We start from the raw sequence: 19,774 nt of genomic DNA on the forward strand, positions 1-19,774 counted from the left end.
TCGCCGTTCATGTGGTGCCGGGCCCGCCCCGACCGGGGCGGGGTCACCCGAGGTCGACCTCGTCGACCAGGGGGTCCCGGGACAGGGCGTCCAGCACCCCGCGCGGGTCCAGCACCGCGCTCGCGGCGTGCGCGCCCGCGGGCACCGCGCCCTCGGCCAGGGCGCGGGCCGCGAGGGCCGCGACCACGCCGCTCAGCGCGTAGGAGTCGGGCGTGCGCAGGAGCAGCCGGGTCGGCGCGCCGCCGCCGCGCACCCGGGGCCGGGCGTGGAACAGCAGGGTGTACCAGGGGCCGCCGATCGCGATGTCGGCGTCGGCGGCGGCCACCACCGAGGGGACGTGCTCCTCGACCGGGAGGTCGTCCGCCGCCCAGGCCCGCGCCAGCGCCTCGGGGATGTGCTCCGAGACGTAGACCGTGTAGTTGCGCAGTTCGCCCACCCCCAGTTCCGCGGCGAGGTCGGCGGCCTCGGCGGACAGGAAGGGCCACGCGTGCACCCGGCCCCGGAACCCGGGCAGGGCCACCGAGCGCAGCGGCGCCAGGGCGCGTTCGACGACCCGGCCGCCCCGCCAGGCCGCGAGCGCGGAGCCGAAGCCGGGGCCCCGGGTGAGCAGGGCGTCGACCGCCGAGAGCGGCCCGATGGCCGCCGCCCCGCCGACGTAGACGTCCAGGCGCTCCAGCGGCCCCGACTCGGCCAGGACGCGCGGCAGGAGCCCCGACAGCCCGGGCATGAGGCCCGCGGAGAACACCGCGGACCGCCGCGCCAGCGCGGCCGGGGGGTCCGAGGCCAGCGCGCGCAGGGCCACCGCGTCGCCCGCGGCGTCGACGTAGTCGGCCCCGGCCGCGAGCGCGGCCCGGGCGACGGTGTCCAGCACCTGGTAGGAGGGTCCCGCGCAGTTGACGACGATCGAGCAGCCCTCGCAGTACGCCGCCAGCGACCCCGGGTCGCCCAGGTCGACCCGGACGGCCTCGGCCGCGCCTCCGGGGGCCCCGTCGGCGACGGCGCGGGCGCGCCCGAGGTCGCGGCCGCCCACGCGCAGCGGGCCCAGCCCGTAGCGGGAGAGGCGGTCCACCGCGACGCGGCCGACCGCGCCCGAGCCGCCCAGGACGCCGATCACGCGGCCGCTCACCGCGTCTCCCCGGCGGGCCGGGCCGCCGCGGCCACGCCCGCGACGGTGGGCGCGTCCAGGAAGTCGCGCACCCCCAGCAGCAGTCCGGCCTCCCCGGCCAGCCGGGCCAGCGCGCGCACGGCCAGCAGGGAGTCCCCGCCGAGCCGGAAGAAGTCCGCGCCCCGGTCCAGCACCGGGACGTCGAGCAGCTCCTCCCAGATCTCGGCGACGCGCTGCTCGGTGTCGCCGCGCAACGGCCCGGACTCCTCGGCGACCCGGTCGGGCCCGGGCAGGCCGAGGCGGAGCCCCGCGCCTTGGGGGTCGAGCGCCTCGGGCAGCTCGACGGGGGCGTCCCAGCCGGGGCCGTCGGCGAGCGACTCGGCCAGCTCGACCAGGGCGGTGAACGCGGCGTCGACCTCCGCGGGGTCGAACAGCTCCTCGACGAGCGAGAAGACGACGGCCATCTCGTCGTTGAGCTCGTAGACGCGCGCCTCCAGGGCCACCTGGGGGGTGCGCAGCTGGTGGTAGAAGTCGTCGAAGGAGATCTCGCCCAGCGGGCCGACCGAGGCCGGGTGCTTCTCCCCGAGCGCGGCGTCCATGCCCAGGGTGCTCTGGAACACGACGGGACCCACGGGCCGGGTGGTGTCCAGGCGGCGGCCGAGCTCGCGCGCGACCTCGACGCCGGAGACCAGGTTGTGCGCGGCGTGCTCGCCGAACACGCGTTGGGTGTCGGCCGCGATGTCGGCGAACACGGCGCCGGCCGGCAGCTCCATCGGGATCAGCATGGTCGAGGCGAAGGCGCCCACGACGCGGTTGATGTCCGGGTGCAGCGGCAGCCGGTTGAGCTGCAGCGAGTTGAGCAGCATCGAGCGGTGCCCCGCCCACCGGGACAGCACGACGGAGAACGCGGTGAGCATCGCGGTCGAGGGGGTGACGCCGCGTTCGGCGCAGTTGCGGCGCAGCGCGGCCCAGCGCTCGGGGGACAGGTGCCTTTCGAGGGTGAGCATCAGGGCGGGGCGCGCGTCCTTGGGGTCGGTGCGCAGCGGCAGCGCCGGAGGGCTGGGCAGGGCGTCGAGCCGGGACCACCACCAGTCCCGGTCCGCGGCCCACGCCTCGGTCTCGGGCAGCCGGGCCAGGGCCGAGACGTAGTCGCCGAAGTCGATCTCCAGGGGCGGCAGGACGGCGTTCCAGTCCGAGGACAGGGTGAGCAGCTCCCGGTTGAGCACGGTCGAGGACCAGCCGTCGAAGACCAGCAGGCTCATCGCGGTGTGCAGCCGCCCCCGGTCGCCGGGCAGCAGGCTGAGCCGGATGTCCAGGCCGGGGCCGCGCGAGGGGTCGGGGCCGCTGGTGGCCATCTCCTCGCGCACGCGGGCCAGCGTGGCCGCGACCTCGTCGGCGGGCGCGTCGCGCAGGTCGTGGACCAGGAGCCGGGGAACGGCGCCGGGCGCCCCCGGGTCCAGGACGTACTGGCGGCCCTCGGGGGTGACCCGGGCGCGCAGGGTGGGCTGGTGCTCGACGAGGCGTTCGAGGGCGTCGGTCAGCGCGTCGGCGGCCTCGTCGCCGTCGACGCCGGTGAGCCCCACGTCGGCGTAGAAGTGGGCCGAGTCGTAGGACAGCTCCCAGCCGCCCTGCTGGCCCACGAAGTAGCCCTGCTGGAGCGGCATCAGCGGGAACGGCTCGGCCGGGTCGGCGCGGCGGGAGACCTCCAGCGGCAGCTCCCGCACCGCGCCGGTGTGGGTGCGGCGGCGGCGCACCAGGTCGGCGAGCCGGGCGAGGGTGATCTCCACGGTCACGTCCGACAGCGCCAGGACCACCGAGAGCCGCTTGCGCACGAGCGCGGCCATGCGCACGGCCAGGACGGAGTCGCCGCCCAGGCGCAGGAAGCTGGACCCGGGGGTCAGGTCGGCGGTGTCCAGGTCGAGGAGTTCGGCCCAGATCCCGGCCAGGACGGACTCGACGGGATCGGTCCCGTCCGGGCCGGGCGCGGGCGGGGAGACGGAGGGGGAGGTCATGGACGGCTGCTCCAGTGGTGGACGTCAGGGGCTCCGCCAGGTTACATAAAAACGATAATCATTTCCATTGTAGGAGAAAAAGCCCGCCTTGCCCGGATTGTATGGGTGTGATAATCGTTTTCACTCAAGTCGGAGGCGAACGCCCCCGACCCGACGGTGGGAAGAGGGCGCGTGAACGACCACTACGAGGCATCCGCCGAGTTCATCGACATGATGATCCGGCCCTGGTGGGAGCGGTTCGGCGGACTGCTGGCGGACGCGCTCGGGGGTGTCGGAGCCCTCGACGGGCCGGTGGTGGACGTCGGGGCGGGCAGCGGCCTGGCCGTCGGGGTGATCGCCCGCGCGCTCCCCGGAGCCGAGGTGGTGGCCGTGGAGCCGTCGCCGGGTATGCGGGCGGCCCTGCTGGCGGGACTGGTCTCCGACCCGGACCTGCGCCGGCGCGTCACCGTCCTGGCGGACGGGCTGCTCCGGGCGCGGCTGCCCGAGAGGGTGGGCGCGCTGGTCGCGATGAACGTGATCGGGCACTTCCCGCCCGAGGAGCGCGACCGGGTGTGGGCGCTGCTGGCGCGGCGCCTGGCCCCCGGAGGCCGCGCGGTGCTCAACCTCGCGCCCCCGTACGAGCCCGCGCGGGTGCCGCTCGCCCGGATGGGGGACGTCGCCGTGGGCCGCAACCGCTACGAGGGGTGGGCCCGCGCCGAGCCGGCCGGCGCGGACCGGCTGGTCTGGACGATGACCTACCGCGTCGTGGCCGAGGACGGGACGGAGCGGGAGACCGAGGTGTCCTACGACTGGTGGACGCTCACCGGCGCCCGCCTGGCGGAGGAGGCGGCCGCCCACGGCCTCGCCGCCGAACCGCACGGCCCCGCCGAGGCGGGCTTCCACGTGCTCCGGCGCGCCTGAGCGCTGGTCCGCGGCCTCCCCGGCGTCCGTCGGGGAGGCGCGGGGGCGGGAGCGCGGGGGCGCGGTGCGGAGCCGCTCACCGGCGGCAGGCCTTGACGCAGCACCGCCCGGGGGCGGGGTCCAGGCGCGCGCCGACCCCCGAGCAGCCGATGCCGTCCACCGCCGCCTGGACCAGGGCCAGGTTCAGGCCGCAGACCAGCGCGGTGTGCTCCCGGACGAGCGCGTCGAACGGGCAGTTGGCGAGGACGACCTCGTCGGCCGCGAGCCGGGGCTCGTAGCCGTTGCGCGCAAGCAGGTCCGCCGCGCGCTCCAGTTCCGAGCCGCCGCTCGCCGTGCCCGCCGCGGCGATCCGGCGCCCCTCCGCCGCGGCCGCGTCGCGCACCGCCTCGTCGAGAGGGACGCCCCCGCCTGCGGCCCGGTCCACGGCGGTCGCCAGGACGCGCGCGGCGAGGTCGTAGCGGCGCTCGGGCAGGGAGAGGGACAGCTGCCGGGCCGAGCGGCGGTACAGCTTCGAGGGGCGGCCGGAGCCGGGGCCGGTCCTGCCGGTCAGCCGGCGGAACTCCACGTCGAGCAGGCCCTCGCCGACAAGCCGGTCGAGGTGGAACTTGGCGGTGTGTGCCGGGACGCCGACCCCCTCCGCGGCCTGCTCGCGGCTGACCGCGTCCGGCTCTCCGGCGACGTACAGGTACAACCTGCGGCGTACGGGCTCCGCGAGGGCGCCGATCCCCGCGGCCTGGGCGGCCAACTCGTCAGACATCGGATCGACCTTCTAAAGAAGAGTTTCATTGACTTAAGAAACCGACGGTTCTATAGTCGGCATTGTTCTCCTTTAGAGTATCGACTTCGGCCGCGGAGGCGGAAATGTCCGACCAGAACGCCCAGCGCGTCCTCACGGAGGCGGAGGCGCCCGAAGCGCGGCCGGTCCTGTCGCGCCTGCGGGTCATGCGCCCCCCTGCGGAGACCGACCTGGAGGCCGCCGAGGCGGCGGCCGCCGACCTGCTCGCCGCGCTCGGCCTCCCCCTCGGCGGGGAGGGCATGGCGGAGACGCCGCGGCGGATGGCGCACGCCTACGCGGAGATGCTGGCCGTGCCGTCCTTCGACATGACGACCTTCCCCAACACCGAGGGGTACGACGAGCTGGTGCTGGTGAAGGGGATCCCGGTGCGCTCCCTCTGCGAGCACCACATGCTCCCCTTCACCGGCGTGGCGCACGTCGGCTACCTCCCCGCCGACCGGATCCTCGGCCTGTCGAAGTTCGCCCGGGTCGTGGACTTCTTCGCCCATCGGGCGCAGACTCAGGAACGGCTGACCAAGCAGGTCACCGAGAAGCTCCAGGAACGGCTCGCGCCGCGCGGGGTGGGCGTCGTGGTCGAGGCCGAGCACACCTGCATGAGCCTGCGCGGCGTCCGCGCGGCGGGCGCCCGGACGGTGACCTCGGCGTTCTTCGGGCACCTCCGGGAGGACTCCGCCGCGCGCGCGGAATTCCTGGCACTGACCGGCGTACGCGGGGAGGCGTGATGAACCGGACGCAGACGTTCGTGGTGGTGGGAGCGGGACTCGCGGCCGCGAAGGCGGTCGAGGAGCTCCGCGCGGCAGGCTTCGCCGGCGGTGTCGTGGTGTACGGCGACGAGCGGCACCGGCCCTACGAGCGGCCGCCCCTGTCCAAGGGCTACCTGAAGGGCGGTGACGAACTCGGATCCGTGTTCGTGCACCCGCCCGAGTGGTACCGCGACAACGGTGTCGACCTGCGCCTGGGGGCCCCGGTCCTGGAAGTCGACACCGAGGGTCGCCTGGTGCGGACCGCGGACGGCGCGCAGCGCTACGACCGGCTCCTCATCGCCACCGGCGCCACGCCCCGGCGCCTCGCGGCCGCCGACAGCAGCGGAGCCCCCGTCGCCTACCTGCGCGCCATCGAGGACAGCGACCGGATCAAGGCCGCCTTCGGGGAGGGCCAGCGGATCGTGGTCCTCGGCGGGGGCTGGATCGGTCTGGAGGTGGCGGCCGCGGCCCGGGAGGCGGGGACGGAGGTCACCGTGGTGGAGGTGCTCGAACTGCCGCTGCTGCGCGTGCTCGGCCCCGAGGTCGCCCGGGTCTTCGCCGGGTTGCACCGGGAGCGCGGGGTCGACCTGCGCACCGGGACCCGGGTGGCGTCCGTCGAGCGGGACGGCGACCGCGCCGCCGTGCGCCTCGACGACGGGAGCGTCCTCGCGGCCGACCTCGTGGTCGTGGGGGTCGGGGTGCGGCCCAACAGCGACCTGGCGGAGGCGGGCGGGATCGGGGTCGACAACGGGGTCGTCGTCGACGAGTTCCTGCGCGCCTCCCGCCCCGACGTCTTCGCCGCGGGTGACGTGGCGAACGCCTACCACCCCGTTCTCGGGCGCCGTCTGCGGGTCGAGCACTGGGACAACGCGATCGAGCAGGGCCGGGTCGCGGCCCGGAACATGCTCGGCGGGGAGCTCGGCTACGACCGGCTCCCCTACTTCTTCACCGACCAGTACGACCTCGGCATGGAGTACGTCGGCGGAGTCGGCCCCGAGGGGTACGACGAGGTGGTCCTGCGGGGCGACACCGAGGGCCGGGTGTTCACCGCCTTCTGGCTCAGGGGCCGCCGCGTCCTCGCGGGGATGCACGCCAACGACTGGGACGCCGCCGACCGGGTCCGCGCGATCGTGGGGACCGAGGTGGACCAGTCCCGGCTGCGCGACGGATCGGTTCCCCTGGAGGACGTCGCCGGGTGATCCTCCCCGGCCGCTGCCGGGGGCCCGGTCGGGCGCCCCCGGTCCCGGTGCCGGGTCAGTCGGCCGCCCGCACGGGGGGAGGCTCCTCGGCCGTGGCGGGCTCGGCGGCGCGCTGGACGCGCCGGTCGGCGAGGTGGGCGCGCACCGACCAGGCGACGGCGGCGGCCCAGGCGGTCCACACGAGCGCGTAGAGGAGGGTGTGGACCACGGGGGCGGTGGGAACCCAGCCGCTGTCGAGGATGGTGCGGGTGTTGGTGAGGACGATCAGGCCGCCGACCGCGGAGCCGAGGACGCGGGGCGGGAAGTGCCGGACGATCCAGGCGGCGAGGGGCGCGGCGAGCACGCCGCCGACGAGCAGGACCGCGGCCCACGCCAGGTCGACCCCTGCGGTGCCCAGGCCGAGGAGGAAGCCGAGGCTGGCGGCGAGGGCGACGATGAACTCGCTGGTGTCGATGGAGCCGATGACCTTGCGGGGCTCGATGCGGCCGCTGGCCAGGAGGGCGGGAGTGCCCACGGGGCCCCAGCCGCCGCCTCCGGTGGCGTCGACGAATCCGCCGATGAGCCCGAGCGGGGCGAGGAAACGCCTGCGCAGGGGTTTGCCCAGGTTGTCGCGCGGCGTCCCCCAGGCGGTGAAGCGGACCAGGATGTAGACGCCGAGCGAGAGCAGGAGGGCGGCCATCACCGGTTTGGCGAGTTCGGTGGACAGCCGGCTCAGGAAGGTGGCACCCGCGAAGGCGCCGACGGCGCCGGGCAGGGCGATGCGGCGAACCACCGTCCAGTCGACGTTGCCCAGCCGCCAGTGCGAGACGCCCGAGGCCAGGGTGGTGCCGATCTCGGCGAGGTGGACCGTCGCCGAGGCGGCGGCGGGGTTGGTGCCGATGAGCAGGAGCAGGGTGGTCGAGGTGACGCCGTAGGCCATGCCGAGACTGCCGTCGACGAGTTGGGCCAGGAATCCGACGATGCCGAGGAGCACAAGGGTGCGCACGAGGCCTCCAGATGGTTATGTCATTTTACCGACTTGTTTAGTAGGAATAGTAGGCCAAGCGTGGCCGGAGGGCCACCGGAATCCGGCGGGGCCCGGCCGGGCGGAACATCCGGCGGGGCCCCGCGGACTCCGGGGCGGGGTTCCGCCCCCTCCGTCACGGCTCCTCGCCGGGGGCCTGCGCGGCCTCGTCCCTCTTCTCCGGCGCGGGTCCGGGCATGGGTTCGGCCGCGGGTCCGGACGGTTGCCGGACGGCCTGCTCGCGGGCGTAGCGCAGGGCGGTGATGGCCGTCCCCGCCGCCGGTACGGCCAGGAACGCCCCGATGATGCCGAAGATGGTGCCGCCCACGGTCACCGCTCCCAGGACCACGGCCGGGTGCAGCGACAGCGTCCGTCCGACGAGGAAGGGCTGCAGCAGGTTGCCTTCGAGCTGCTGGACGACGAGCACAATGGCGAGGACCAGCAGTGCGATCAGGAACCCCTGGTCGATGAGTGCGACGAGTGTGGCGAGGATCCCGGTGGCGATGGCGCCCACGATCGGGATGAAGGACGCGAAGAAGATCGCCACGGTGATCGGCAGGGCGAAGGGGATGTCCAGGATCACCAGCCCGGTGCCGATGAGGACGGCGTCGACGAAGGCGACGGCCGCCTGGGACCAGATGAAGCCGGTCAGCGTCTTCCAGATGCGCACGGCCAGGGCGTCGACGTGCCCCCTGCCCCGGTCGGGGAGCCAGCGGTGCGACCAGGGCAGGAACCGCGGCCCGTCCTTGAGGACGAAGAACGTCAGGAAGAGCACCAGGACGAAGTTCACCAGGAACGACCCCAGTGAGCTGACCCCGGTGAGCAGGCTCGTCGCGATGGCCTGCTGGTGCTGCTGGAGCTGGTTCAGCGCCTGGTCGAGCATGTCCGCGACCTGGTCGCTGTCCAGGTTCAGCGGCGGCCCGCCGAGGAATCCGCGGAAGTCGTCGACGGCCTCGTAGAGCTGGTCGATGAGTTCACCGGCCTCCGCCGAGACGCGGGGCACGATCACCCAGACGATCCCGGTCAGGACGGCGAGGAAGCCGAGCATGGAGATGAGCGCGGCGAGGGCGGACGGCATGAGGCGGCGCAGCGCCTGCATCAGGGGCCACAGGATCGTCGACAGCAGCAGCGCCAGCACGAGCGGCAGCAGCAGCGACCACGTCTGCTGGACCAGCCAGCCGGCGATGTAGAGCGCCGCGGCGATGGCGAGCGCCCTGAGTGACCACCGGGCGACGATCGAGGCCGCGAGGCCGACCCGGACCGACCCCGTGTTCTCGGTGGTCGTGGTGGTCGCGGTGGTCGCGGACGGCGGGGCGGCCGGGGGCCGGTCGGGGGGCTGGGGGGAGGGGGCGTCCTCACCACCGGAGCGGTGGACGCCCAGAGCGGCACGCAGGCGGTCGAACACGGGTTTCCTTGTCGGGGCCGGTGGGAAGTGCGGTGGTGTGTCGGACAGGACGAGACGCTACCCGTACCGGTCGATCGGGAACACCATGAGGCGGTCGGGACCGCCGGGTGTCGTGCCGGCCGGACGGCGGGGCCCCGAGCGGGGAGCCCCCGAAGCGGGCCGGGAGTCCTCTGCTCGGACGTCCCCGGTGATTCGGGGCTGAAACGGTCCGGTCTCGACGAAGCCGGACGCGGAATCCCGTGCCCGCTTTCGACTTCGCCTGGAAAGCGCGAATATACCGGGCCCGGCGGCGGAACCGGACGGAATGGGGGCTCCGGGACCGCCGAGCCGCTCCGCGGGGAGGCGCGGAGCCCCGGCCGCGCGCTTCCGCGCGGGTGCCCCGGGAGCGCGGCGCGGATCCACTTCTGGTCCGCGTATCCATTATGCGCTGTCGCTTGTCGGGATCCTGCGGAAGAAGGGAAAACCGCGAGGCGGAACATCGCCGAATCTCGGAAATGGCGCGGTTCGAGCGGTTCCCGCGATATAGATTACTTCTTGCCATAAGGCCTTATCGATGGATGGAGATCGCCCCATGGCGCAGAAGGTTCAAGTGCTCCTCGTTGACGACATCGACGGTGGCGAGGCCGAGGAGACGGTCGTCTTCGGGCTCGACGGATCCCTTTACGAGATCGACCTCAGCGGTCCCAACGCCACCCAGCTGCGTGCCGCGCTCGCGCCTTTCACCGAGGTCGCGCGCAAGGTCCCCGCGAAGGCCGGAAAGGGGATCAGGCAGCGCGGCGTCCCCAGCCGCGAGCGCAGCGCGGAGATCCGGGCGTGGGCCAGGGCCCAGGGCAAGGAGGTCAACGAGCGGGGCCGCATCCCCCAGTCGATCCTGGACGAGTACAACGCCGCCCAGGGCTGACCGCGAGGAGCGCGCGCGGAGGGCCGCCGTCCCTCCCGCCGGTCGTGGCGTCGGCGCCGCACCGGGTCCTCCGGGGCGCCGGCGTCGGGACGGGCGGTGCGGAGCGGGCGACCGGACCAGGTGGTGGCGCGTCCCCGTGGGGCGACCGGGGCGGATACGCTGACGGGCCTCCCGGCCGTCACCACACAAGGAGTTTCCATGGCACCGTCGATCGCCACCGCCGACCGCGTCGACCGCGACGCGCTGCTGGAGTTCCTGCGGCCCCGCCACCGGGGCCTGCTGGTCACCACCCGTTCCGACGGCCGTCCGCAGATGTCCCCGCTGACCTGCGGCGTGGACGGCGGGGGGCGGCTCGTGATGTCGACCTACCCAGAGCGGGCCAAGACCCGGAACGCCCGCCGCGACCCCCGGGTGTCGGTCTGCGTGCTCTCCGACGACTGGAACGGGCCGTACGTCCAGGTCGACGGCCGGGCCGAGGTCCTGGACATGCCTGAGGCGCTGGAGGGCCTGGTCGAGTACTTCCGGTGCGTCGCGGGCGAGCACCCGGACTGGGACGAGTACCGCGAGGCGATGGCCCGGCAGGGAAAGTCGCTGATCCGCGTCCGAATCGACCGGTGGGGCCCCATCGCCACCGGCGGTTTCCCGCCCCGCCTCGTCCAGGACTGACGCGCGCCGGAGCGCCGCCGGAAAGTCGTTGAGAAGACCGCCTGCGGGTATTTCCGGGAGCTTTCCGAGTATATGTCGGAGTGGTTTCACGGCCCCCGTGGCGAGGGGGGAATCCGGACCGAAGAAATTCCGGTACGGGTGTTTCCCCTGTAAGCCGCGTGGTGTGTGCCGTGTTCTTCTTGGGATAAAGTCCTGTGCTCGTAAACACGGTCAATGGCGATGAATGAAAACGGGCGCTAATGGAAGAAAACACCTTCCGGGTCAATGGCCGAGGCGGTCCTCCCGATCCGGCGGGCATGTGGGGCGTGTACGAAGGGCTGGTTCCCGCCGGATTTCCCGGTCCGGTTCCGGCTCAGGCTCCTCCGGAAGCCGCCGCGGCGGGAGAGGGGGACGCCGAGGGCGCGGTCGAGGCCGACGCGGGTGTGTGCGAGTCGTCGGTGGCGTTGACGGTGCTGGACGCGGAGACGTTGTTCCGTCCGGCGCATCGGGCGCCGTCGGGAGGTTGGCGCAAGGCGGTGCACAACGCGACGTTCGGGTTGGTGCGTCCGGGGGAGTCGGCGGTGGAGGTGGAGAGGCGGGAGCGGGTCGCGGTGGTGAAGACGCCGCTGTCGGGGGGCCACCACCGGATCGCGGTGCTCTCGCTCAAGGGAGGGGTGGGCAAGACCACCACGACGGCGGCGCTGGGGGCGACGCTGGCGTCGCTGCGCGGGGACCGGGTGATCGCGGTGGACGCCAACCCCGACCGGGGCACCCTGGCCGACAAGGTCCGCTCCGAGACGGCCACGAGTATCCGGGACCTGCTCAACGACCGGGCGCGCATCTACCGCTACGCCGACATCCGCGCCTTCACCTCCCAGGCGCCCTCCCGGTTGGAGATCCTGGCCTCGGATCTGGACCCGGCGGTGTCGGAGGCGTTCAGCGACGCCGACTACCGCGAGGTGTGCCGCCTGATCGAGCGCTTCTACTCGATCGCGCTGACCGACTGCGGCACCGGCCTGCTGCACTCGGCGATGCGCGCGGTGCTGGCGCTGGCCGACCAGATCGTGCTGGTGAGCCCGCCGTCGCTGGACGGCGCGCGCAGTGCCTCGGCGACCCTGGACTGGCTGCGCGCGCACGGGCACGCCGCCCTGGTGCGCGACGCGGTGGTGGTGCTGTCGATGGTGCGCCGTGACAACCGGTCCGGCGTGGACCTGGACCGGTTGCAGCAGCACTTCGCCGAGCGTTGCCGCGCGGTGGTGCGGGTGCCCTTCGACCCGCACCTGGAGCAGGGCGGCGAGGTGGACCTGCGCGCGCTGCGCCCGGCGACCCGCGACGCCTACACCGAGCTGGCCGCCGTCCTGGCCGAGGCCTTCGCCCGGACCCGCTGAACCACCGGAACCGACCCGTGCGGGGCATCACCGATGAGGAAGCCCCCGAGGGCGAGCGGGAAGGGCCGGTGATGTCAGAAGTGCTGCTTCCCGAGCCGAACCAGCTGTGGGTGTTTTGTCTGTTTTTCGGGAAGCGAATGAAACAAGGGTTGTCCCCTGGTAGATTCCCAGGTCATCAAGAGTGCTCCCCGCGCACGCGGGGATGGTCCCCCGCACGGGCCACGCAAGTGCGCTTCGACAGGGTGCTCCCCGCGCACGCGGGGATGGTCCCACGGGCACACCGCGGCCCGCTACCGCATCCGGGTGCTCCCCGCGCACGCGGGGATGGTCCCACTCCTAGCAGGTTATCGGGGCTTTGGGTTCGGTGCTCCCCGCGCACGCGGGGATGGTCCCCGAACCGGCAGGCCCGGCAGTTCGTGCACGCAGTGCTCCCCGCGCACGCGGGGATGGTCCCGTGGACGCGCTGTTCTGCCTGCGGGTCAAATCGTGCTCCCCGCGCACGCGGGGATGGTCCTGGCGACTGCCATTCCTGGATTCGCCACCAGAAAGTGCTCCCCGCGCACGCGGGGATGGTCCCTTCCTCCCCCCTACCCCCCGGCGACGACGTCCGTGCTCCCCGCGCACGCGGGGATGGTCCCAAAAAAGCTTCGGAAGGTTGCGAGCCGCTGGTGGTGCTCCCCGCGCACGCGGGGATGGTCCCGAGTCCTTGGGGAGCGGGATGATCACGGTGATGTGCTCCCCGCGCACGCGGGGATGGTCCCGTCCCCCGGGCACTCATCGACTATGAGCACCGGTGCTCCCCGCGCACGCGGGGATGGTCCCGGCACCGCGCGCACCGCCGCAAAGGCCAGCGCGTGCTCCCCGCGCACGCGGGGATGGTCCCAGGTGCACGTTCACGTGCGCGTCGCCGAAAACGTGCTCCCCGCGCACGCGGGGATGGTCCCAGGTGCACGTTCACGTGCGCGTCGCCGAAAACGTGCTCCCCGCGCACGCGGGGATGGTCCCCGGGCGGCGGTCTCCTGCGCGCGCTCCCGGCCGTGCTCCCCGCGCACGCGGGGATGGTCAGAGCTTTTGCCTCTGTGGGGTTTCCGGCGCGGGGGTGTTTGGCGTGCTGGTGCTTTGGGTGGGTCGTTCGGCCTCACGTCCGCGAACCGCGAGGTGACGGCGGGCGGCGACGGCGGGTGCGGGTCGAGGCCGCGCCCACGACGTCCGTTGCGTGGGGGTTCCGCTGACGGTCTTGGGCTTTCTGCCCGTTTCGGGGCTTGGAAGGGCGGAAAGCCCATGATCGTTCCGGGAGGGCGGGACCGGCCCTCGAACCGCCGCGCAGCGGACATCCGGCGGTTATGCGCGGGCCTCCGGCCCCGCCCGCCGTCGCCGCTCGTCGTAACAGGTCCTGAGGGGACCCCGCCCCGGCAGAGCCCCGAATCACCCCCGCGCCGGAACCCCCATAGGGAGTCTCGGGCGCGGGGGTGATTCGGGCATCGGTGTTTCGGGGGCCTTTCGGCCTCGGCCTCACGCCCGCGAACCGCGAGGTGACAGCAGGCAGCGACGGCGGGTGCGGGTCGGGGCCGCGCCCACGGTGTCCGTTTCGCGTGGTTTCCGTTGGTGATCTTGCTGTTTCCCCCCGAGAACCTTGACTTCGGGGGGGACAGCAAGATCACCGGACATTCGAGGGCCGGTTCCGCCCCCACCCGGAATGATCGTGGGATTTCCGCCCTTCCTGGCCCCGAAACGGGCAGAAAGCCCAAGACCGTCAGCGGAACCCCCACGCAACGGACGTCGTGGGCGCGACCTCGACCCGCACCCGCCGTCGCTGCTCGTCGTAACAGGTCCCGAGGGGACCTCGCCCCGACAGAGCCTCGAACACCCCCGGACACCCCTGAACGACCCCCGCTCCGGAGGCTCCCTGGCGCTTCCCGCGTGCGGGGACGGCCCCATGCCCGCGAGGCAGGGGTTGCCCCGGCGGGGGATGGGCATCAGAATAATTACCGACCGAATGTTCGGTAGGAAAGGGGTGGTGATGGCCGCGGAGGTGAAAGCCGCTGACGAGCGCCTCACCGAGGCGGAGCTGGACGCGTACTTCGAGGCGCGGATCGCGGGGGACCAGCGGATCGAGCCCCGGGACTGGATGCCGGAGGGGTACCGCAGGACGCTGGTGCGCCAGGTGGCGCAGCACGCGCACTCGGAGATCATCGGGATGCAGCCCGAGGGCGACTGGATCGCCTCCGCGCCCAGCCTGCAGCGCAAGGCGATCCTGCTGGCCAAGGTGCAGGACGAGGCGGGGCACGGGATGTACCTGTACGCCGCGGCCGAGACCCTGGGGGTGGACCGCGCGGAGCTGACGGAGCGGCTCGTCGACGGGCGGCAGAAGTACTCCTCGATCTTCAACTACCCCGCGCTGTCCTTCGCCGACGTGGGTGTGATCGGGTGGCTGGTGGACGGCGCGGCCATCTGCAACCAGGTGCCGCTGTGCCGCAGCTCCTTCGGCCCCTACGCCCGCGCCATGGTGCGGATCTGCAAGGAGGAGTCCTTCCACCAGCGCCAGGGCTACGAGCTGCTGCTGCGCATGATGGAGGGCACCCCCCGGCAACGGGCGATGGTGCAGGACGCGGTGGACCGCTGGTGGTGGCCCTCGCTGATGATGTTCGGCCCGCCCGACGCGGAGTCGCCCAACACCCGGCAGTCGATGGCCTGGCGCGTCAAGCGCGACACCAACGACGACCTGCGGCAGAGGTTCGTGGACATGAGCGTGCCCCAGGCCCGCAGGCTCGGGGTGACGCTGCCCGATCCGGACCTCGCGTGGAACGCCGAGCGCGGCCACTACGACTTCGGGCCGGTGGACTGGGCCGAGTTCAAGCGGGTGATCAGCGGCGACGGGCCGTGCAACGCGGAGCGGATCGCCCGGCGCCGCGCGGCGCACGAGAACGGCGCGTGGGTGCGCGAGGCCGCGACGGCCTACGCGACCAAGCACGGGGGCGGGAGGACGGCGGCATGAGCGGTGCGGACCGGGCGGGCGGGTGCGGCGGGTGGCCGCTGTTCGAGGTGTTCGTGCGCGGCAAGCGTGGCCTGAACCACGTGCACGTGGGCTCGCTGCACGCCGCCGACGCGGAGATGGCGCTGCACGCCGCCCGGAACCTGTACACCCGCCGCAACGAGGGGGTGAGCATCTGGGTGGTGCGCGCCCAGGACGTCACCGCGTCGAGTCCCGACGAGAAGGACCCGTTCTTCGCGCCCAGCGGGGACAAGGTGTACCGGCACCCGACCTTCTACCCGGTTCCCGACGACGTCCCGAACATCTGAGGCGGCCGAGCCGCCGACGCGAACGCCCAGGAGGAGCAGGTGGACAGCCCGTACGAGGGACTGGCGGACGAGCACGCCGACACCGAGGACCGGTGGGCGTTCGGGACGGGGTTCGCCGAGGCCCGGCCCGGGGTGGACGCCGCGCTCCCGGCCGGGGTGGACGGCGCCGACCTGGCGCTGTACTGCCGGATGCTGGGCGACGACGCGCTGGTCATGGCGCAGCGGCTGATCCAGTGGTGCACGGCGGCGCCCGAACTGGAGGAGGAGGTGGCGCTGGCCAACATCGCGCTGGACCTGATCGGCCAGGCCCGGCCGCTGCTGGCCCGCGCCGGGCGGGCGGACGGGACCGGGCGCGACGAGGACGCCCTCGCCTACCACCGGGACGCGTCGGAGTTCCGCAACGTGCGCCTGGTCGAGGCGCCCAACGGCGACTTCGCCCGGTCGACCGCGCGGCTGCTGGTCTTCGCCACCTGGCGGCTGGCGGTGTTCACCCGGCTCGCCGGATCCGCCGACCCGGTGCTGGCGGCCGTCGCGGAGAAGGGCGCCAAGGAGCTGGCCTACCACCGCGACTACGCGGTGCAGTGGACGCTGCGCCTGGGCGACGGCACCCGCCACTCGCACGAGCGCATGACGGAGGGGGTCGCGGCGGTGTGGCCGCTCCTGGGCGAGCTGTTCGCCCCGCACGCGGTGGAGACCCGGCTCGCGGCGGCGGGCGTGGCCGTGGACCCGGCCGACACGCGCGAGGAGACCGTCGGCGTGCTGGCCCGGGTGCTGGAGGCGGCCACCCTGGACCGGCCGGACGAGGTCCCGCCGCCCGCGCCGGGGGGCAGGGACGGCGTCCACAGCGGAGAACTCGCCCCGCTGCTGGCCGAGCTGCAGGCGGTGGCGCGCGAGCATCCGGAGGCGACGTGGTGACCGGGGCGGACGCTGCCGAGCGGCGGGCCCGCGCGGTCGCCGGGTCGGTGCCCGACCCGGAGCTGCCGATGCTCACCCTGGCCGACCTGGGTGTCCTGCGCGGCGTGGAGGTCACCGCGGACGGCACCGTCAGGGTGTCCCTCACCCCCACCTACTCCGGCTGTCCCGCCCTGGCCGAGATGGGCGCCGACGTGCGCCGCCGCCTGGCCGAGGCCGGGTACGGCCGGGTGGAGGTGCGCACCGTGCTGTCCCCGGCGTGGAGCAGCGACTGGATCACCGAACGGGGGCGGCGCGCGCTCGCCGACCACGGCGTCTCCCCACCCGGTCCCGCGCCCGCCCGCGCGCCGGGCCCGGTGCCGCTGGTGCTGGGGCCCACCCGCCCGGCCGTGCGCTGCCCGCGCTGCGGCTCGGCCGACACCGAGGAGCTGTCCCGCTTCGGGGCCACCTCCTGCCGGGCCCTGTGGCGCTGCCGCGCCTGCCGCGAACCCTTCGAGCACTTCAAGGAGATCTGAGACCGTGGCCGACACCGCCATCGCGTCCCCCTCGGCAGCGGCCGGGAAGGCGCCCGCCCGCCCGCGCGGCTTCCACCCGCTGACGGTGGCGTCGGTCGAACGGCTCTGCGCCGACGCCGTCGCCGTGGCCTTCGACGTCCCCGAACCCCTGGCCGGGGCCTACGCGTTCGAGCCGGGCCAGTCGCTGACCCTGCGCCGCGTGGTCGGGGGCCGAGAGGAGCGGCGCAGCTACTCCGTCTGCGCGCCCGTGGGCCGGGCCCCGCGCGTGGGGGTGCGTCGGGTCCCCGGCGGCCTGTTCTCCTCCTGGCTGGTCGACGAGGTGCGCCCCGGGGACCGGATCGAGGTCGCCCCGCCCACCGGTCGGTTCACGCCCGACCTGGCCGCGGCGGCCCGCCACGTCCTGGTCGCCGCGGGGTCGGGCATCACCCCGGTGCTGTCGGTGGCGGCCTCGCTGCTGGCCCGCACCGGCTCCACCGTCACCCTGCTGTACGGCAACCGGCGCAGCGACACGGTGATGTTCGCCGACGAGCTCGCCGACCTCAAGGACGCGTTCGGCCCCCGCCTGCACCTGGTGCACGTGCTCTCCCGCGAGGAGCGCGAGTCCGCGCTGCTCACCGGGCGCCTCGACGCGGCCAAGCTCGAAGCGCTGCTGGACGCCCTGGTCGACTCCGATGGCACCGACCACTGGTGGCTGTGCGGGCCCTACGGCATGGTGTGCGACGCCCGCGAGGTCCTGGCGGCCAGGGGGGTGCCCGCCGAGCGCGTGCACGCCGAGCTCTTCTTCGTCGACGACGTCCCGCCCGAGCCCGTCCACCACGACGAGCCGGGGGTGGAGGGGCTGGCCAGCGAGGTCACCGTCGTCCTGGACGGCCGCACCACCGTCCTGACCCTGCCCCGCGGCGTCCCCGTCCTGGACTCGGCCCAGCGCGTCCGCTCGGACCTGCCCTTCGCCTGCAAGGGCGGCGTGTGCGGCACCTGCCGGGTCCGGGTCGTCTCCGGCGAGGTGCGCATGCGCCGCAACTACGCCCTCGACGAGGCGGAGGTCGGGGCGGGGTACGCGCTGTCCTGCCAGGCGCTGCCCGTGAGCGACGAGCTGACCGTGGACTTCGACGCCTGAGGCGGCGCGGGTTCAGCGGGCGGGCCGGACGCCGGGGCCGGTGGTGACGTCGACGCCGGTCCCGCGCGCGGCCTCGACCGCGACCGGGTCGATCGGGTCGCCGGGGGGCGATCCGGCGGAGCGGGCCTTCGCGGCGCCGCCGGACAGGTGGCCGAGCGGTCCGGCGGCCGTCTGGGAGCGGGCCCGTGTCGCGCACGCGGACGAAGAGCGCACCGGGTTCGCCCGACATGGGGCGGCCCTTCTGGAGGGGGCGGTTCCACCGGCCGCCGCGCGGCCGGTGGAACCGCCGACGGCGTCACCGCCGATCATCAGTGAGAACTGGCATCGGTCCAGGCCGACGTGTCGCCCACGAGGGCCCCACCGGGTCACTGGTGGGAGACCCCCGTCCGGCCGGGAGCGGCGGGCCGACCGGGGCCCTCTCGTCAGCGAACGAGGGGCAGGGGCGGCCGGGCCGGGGCGACGGCCTCCGGGGCCGGGGCGCCGCAGCAGCCTCCCCGGGCCTCGGGCTCGTCGAAGAGTCCGGCCCCGCCGCACACCCCGGTCTCGGGAAGCGTCAGCTCGACCCTCGCCGCGGACTCGTGGTCGCCCGCGACCGCGGCGACCACGCTGCGGACCTGCTCGTAGCCGGTCAGCGCCAGGAACGTGGGGGCGCGGCCGTAGGACTTCACGCCCACGAGGTGGAAGCCCGGTTCGGGGTGGGAGAGCTCGGCGGCCCCGTGCGGGTAGACGGTGCCGCACGAGTGGACGTTGGGGTCGATCAGCGGAGCCAGCTCCACCGGGGCCTGCAGGGCCGGGTCCAGGCCGAGCCGGACCTCGGACAGGAACGACAGGTCGGGGCGGAACCCGGTCAGCGCGACCACCTCGTCGACCGGCTCCGTCGTCCGCGCGCTGTCGTCGACGAGCAGGAGGCGCCCGTGCGCCGGCCGGATCTCGGCGGTGCGGAACCCGGTGACGACCTCCACGTGCCCGGCCTCGACCGCGGCCCGGGCCCGCTGGCCGAGCGCGCCGCGCGCCGCGAGCCGGTCGGCCGCGCCGCCGCCGAAGGCGTCGCCGACCTCGCCCCGGCGCAGCACCCACAGCGCCCGGGTGCCGGGCTCGGCCTCGGCGAGGTCGGCCAGCGCCACCAGCGTGGTGAGCGCCGAGTGCCCCCGGCCCACCACCGCCGTGACCCTGCCCGCGTGGCGCTCGCGCGCCGCCTCCTCGCCCAGGTCGGGGATCCGGTAGGAGACCCTTCCGGCGGCCGCGGCGACGGCCTCGCCGAGCGCCGGCAGGCCGTCGCCGCCCAGTGGATTGGGCGTCTCCCAGGTGCCCGACGCGTCGAGCACGGCGCGGGCGAGCAGCCGTTCCTCGCCGCCGTCGGCGGTGCGCACCCGAACGGTGAACGGGGCCTGGTCGCGCCCGGCGTCCACCACCCGGTCCCGGCCCCGTCGGCTCACCCCCACGACCTCGGCCCCGAAGCGCGCCCGCTCGCCCAGCGCGGCCGCGAGCGGCTCCAGGTAGGAGTCCGCCCACTCGGCGCCGGTGGGGTAGCGGCTGTCGTCCGGACGGGTCCAGCCGGAGGCGGCCAACAGCTTCTCGGCGGCCGGGTCCACCAGGTCCCGCCACATCGAGAACAGCCGCACGTGCCCCCACTCGCGGACCGCCGCGCCCGCGCCGGTCCCCTTCTCCAGCACCACGACGTCCAGGCCGCGCCCGACCGCGTGCGCGGCCGCCGCCAGCCCGGCCGGTCCGGCGCCGACCACCACGACGGGAAGCTTGTCGGTCATCGCCCGATCCTTTCATTGATGAATGTCGATGAAAAGAATGTATCGACCTTCGTCGATGGACGCAAAT

The 19,774-nt window shown here is 74.1% G+C and carries 17 protein-coding genes, 1 pseudogene and 1 CRISPR repeat array; of the genes and pseudogenes, 11 read left to right on the top strand and 7 right to left on the bottom strand.

What is annotated here, in order from left to right:
- Positions 1-43: 43 nt before the first annotated feature.
- Together EV190_RS15640 and EV190_RS15645 are read right to left on the bottom strand one after the other, a co-directional pair.
- Positions 44-1,126: a saccharopine dehydrogenase NADP-binding domain-containing protein gene (locus EV190_RS15640; RefSeq protein WP_133742310.1), complete on the bottom strand. Its 1,083-nt coding sequence runs from the start codon at positions 1,124-1,126 to the stop codon at positions 44-46.
- Positions 1,123-3,117 carry a condensation domain-containing protein gene (locus EV190_RS15645; RefSeq protein ID WP_133742311.1) on the bottom strand — a complete coding sequence of 665 codons (1,995 nt, stop codon included), beginning with the start codon at positions 3,115-3,117 and terminating at the stop codon, positions 1,123-1,125. Before EV190_RS15645 ends, EV190_RS15640 begins: the two co-directional genes overlap by 4 nt.
- A 171-nt stretch (positions 3,118-3,288) precedes the next feature.
- On the opposite strand from EV190_RS15645, the gene EV190_RS15650 reads away from it, so the two are divergent.
- The gene (locus EV190_RS15650) at positions 3,289-4,017 is read left to right on the top strand and encodes a class I SAM-dependent methyltransferase (RefSeq protein WP_243742603.1); all 729 of its coding nucleotides are present in this window, start codon (positions 3,289-3,291) and stop codon (positions 4,015-4,017) included.
- Positions 4,018-4,093: 76 nt separating this feature from the next.
- Here the strand turns inward: EV190_RS15650 and EV190_RS15655 are convergent, their stop codons facing one another.
- The gene (locus EV190_RS15655; RefSeq protein ID WP_133742312.1) at positions 4,094-4,774 is read right to left on the bottom strand and encodes a helix-turn-helix transcriptional regulator; all 681 of its coding nucleotides are present in this window, start codon (positions 4,772-4,774) and stop codon (positions 4,094-4,096) included.
- Positions 4,775-4,959: 185 nt separating this feature from the next.
- On the opposite strand from EV190_RS15655, the gene folE reads away from it, so the two are divergent.
- Both folE and EV190_RS15665 read left to right on the top strand, forming a co-directional pair.
- A complete protein-coding gene (folE, locus tag EV190_RS15660) occupies positions 4,960-5,535 on the top strand; it encodes a GTP cyclohydrolase I FolE (RefSeq protein WP_133742357.1) in 576 nt (191 codons plus the stop codon).
- Complete coding sequence (locus EV190_RS15665; protein ID WP_133742313.1) at positions 5,535-6,755, top strand: NAD(P)/FAD-dependent oxidoreductase; 1,221 nt, start codon at positions 5,535-5,537, stop codon at positions 6,753-6,755. Before folE ends, EV190_RS15665 begins: the two co-directional genes overlap by 1 nt.
- Before the next feature lie 55 nt (positions 6,756-6,810).
- Here EV190_RS15665 and EV190_RS15670 read toward each other — a convergent pair whose 3' ends face one another.
- Both EV190_RS15670 and EV190_RS15675 read right to left on the bottom strand, forming a co-directional pair.
- Positions 6,811-7,740: a sulfite exporter TauE/SafE family protein gene (locus EV190_RS15670; protein WP_133742314.1), complete on the bottom strand. Its 930-nt coding sequence runs from the start codon at positions 7,738-7,740 to the stop codon at positions 6,811-6,813.
- Positions 7,741-7,894: 154 nt separating this feature from the next.
- A complete protein-coding gene (locus EV190_RS15675) occupies positions 7,895-9,163 on the bottom strand; it encodes an AI-2E family transporter (RefSeq protein ID WP_166655473.1) in 1,269 nt (422 codons plus the stop codon).
- 571 nt (positions 9,164-9,734) lie between these two features.
- Between EV190_RS15675 and EV190_RS15680 the strand changes: the two genes are divergently transcribed.
- The 8 genes and pseudogenes from EV190_RS15680 (at position 9,735) to paaE (ending at position 17,941) form a co-directional block, all read left to right on the top strand.
- Positions 9,735-10,064, top strand: coding sequence for a histone-like nucleoid-structuring protein Lsr2 (locus EV190_RS15680; protein ID WP_133742316.1), 330 nt, complete (start codon positions 9,735-9,737; stop codon positions 10,062-10,064).
- A 198-nt stretch (positions 10,065-10,262) separates the two neighbouring features.
- Positions 10,263-10,730, top strand: coding sequence for a PPOX class F420-dependent oxidoreductase (locus tag EV190_RS15685; RefSeq protein ID WP_133742317.1), 468 nt, complete (start codon positions 10,263-10,265; stop codon positions 10,728-10,730).
- 323 nt (positions 10,731-11,053) lie between these two features.
- Positions 11,054-12,097: pseudogene (locus tag EV190_RS15690) on the top strand (MinD/ParA family ATP-binding protein); the annotation flags it as partial.
- A gap of 181 nt (positions 12,098-12,278) precedes the next feature.
- Positions 12,279-13,163: a CRISPR direct-repeat array (repeat unit 29 nt; unit sequence GTGCTCCCCGCGCACGCGGGGATGGTCCC).
- A 954-nt stretch (positions 13,164-14,117) separates the two neighbouring features.
- Positions 14,118-15,092 (top strand): 1,2-phenylacetyl-CoA epoxidase subunit PaaA, encoded by a 975-nt coding sequence (gene paaA / locus EV190_RS15695; RefSeq protein ID WP_133742319.1) that lies wholly within the window; start codon positions 14,118-14,120, stop codon positions 15,090-15,092.
- Positions 15,089-15,397: a 1,2-phenylacetyl-CoA epoxidase subunit PaaB gene (gene paaB, locus EV190_RS15700; protein ID WP_133742320.1), complete on the top strand. Its 309-nt coding sequence runs from the start codon at positions 15,089-15,091 to the stop codon at positions 15,395-15,397. Before paaA ends, paaB begins: the two co-directional genes overlap by 4 nt.
- 39 nt (positions 15,398-15,436) lie before the next feature.
- The gene (gene paaC / locus EV190_RS15705) at positions 15,437-16,312 is read left to right on the top strand and encodes a 1,2-phenylacetyl-CoA epoxidase subunit PaaC (protein WP_133742321.1); all 876 of its coding nucleotides are present in this window, start codon (positions 15,437-15,439) and stop codon (positions 16,310-16,312) included.
- Positions 16,306-16,824, top strand: coding sequence for a 1,2-phenylacetyl-CoA epoxidase subunit PaaD (gene paaD, locus EV190_RS15710; RefSeq protein WP_394345535.1), 519 nt, complete (start codon positions 16,306-16,308; stop codon positions 16,822-16,824). Before paaC ends, paaD begins: the two co-directional genes overlap by 7 nt.
- Before the next feature lie 4 nt (positions 16,825-16,828).
- The gene (paaE, locus tag EV190_RS15715; RefSeq protein WP_133742322.1) at positions 16,829-17,941 is read left to right on the top strand and encodes a 1,2-phenylacetyl-CoA epoxidase subunit PaaE; all 1,113 of its coding nucleotides are present in this window, start codon (positions 16,829-16,831) and stop codon (positions 17,939-17,941) included.
- A gap of 12 nt (positions 17,942-17,953) precedes the next feature.
- Here the strand turns inward: paaE and EV190_RS15720 are convergent, their stop codons facing one another.
- Together EV190_RS15720 and EV190_RS15725 are read right to left on the bottom strand one after the other, a co-directional pair.
- A complete protein-coding gene (locus EV190_RS15720; RefSeq protein WP_133742323.1) occupies positions 17,954-18,154 on the bottom strand; it encodes a hypothetical protein in 201 nt (66 codons plus the stop codon).
- Between the two features lie 209 nt (positions 18,155-18,363).
- Positions 18,364-19,707 carry an FAD-dependent oxidoreductase gene (locus tag EV190_RS15725; RefSeq protein ID WP_133742324.1) on the bottom strand — a complete coding sequence of 448 codons (1,344 nt, stop codon included), beginning with the start codon at positions 19,705-19,707 and terminating at the stop codon, positions 18,364-18,366.
- Positions 19,708-19,774: the final 67 nt, after the last annotated feature.

Origin of the sequence: Actinorugispora endophytica, assembly GCF_004363075.1 — a bacterium.
GTDB lineage: Bacteria > Actinomycetota > Actinomycetes > Streptosporangiales > Streptosporangiaceae > Actinorugispora > Actinorugispora endophytica.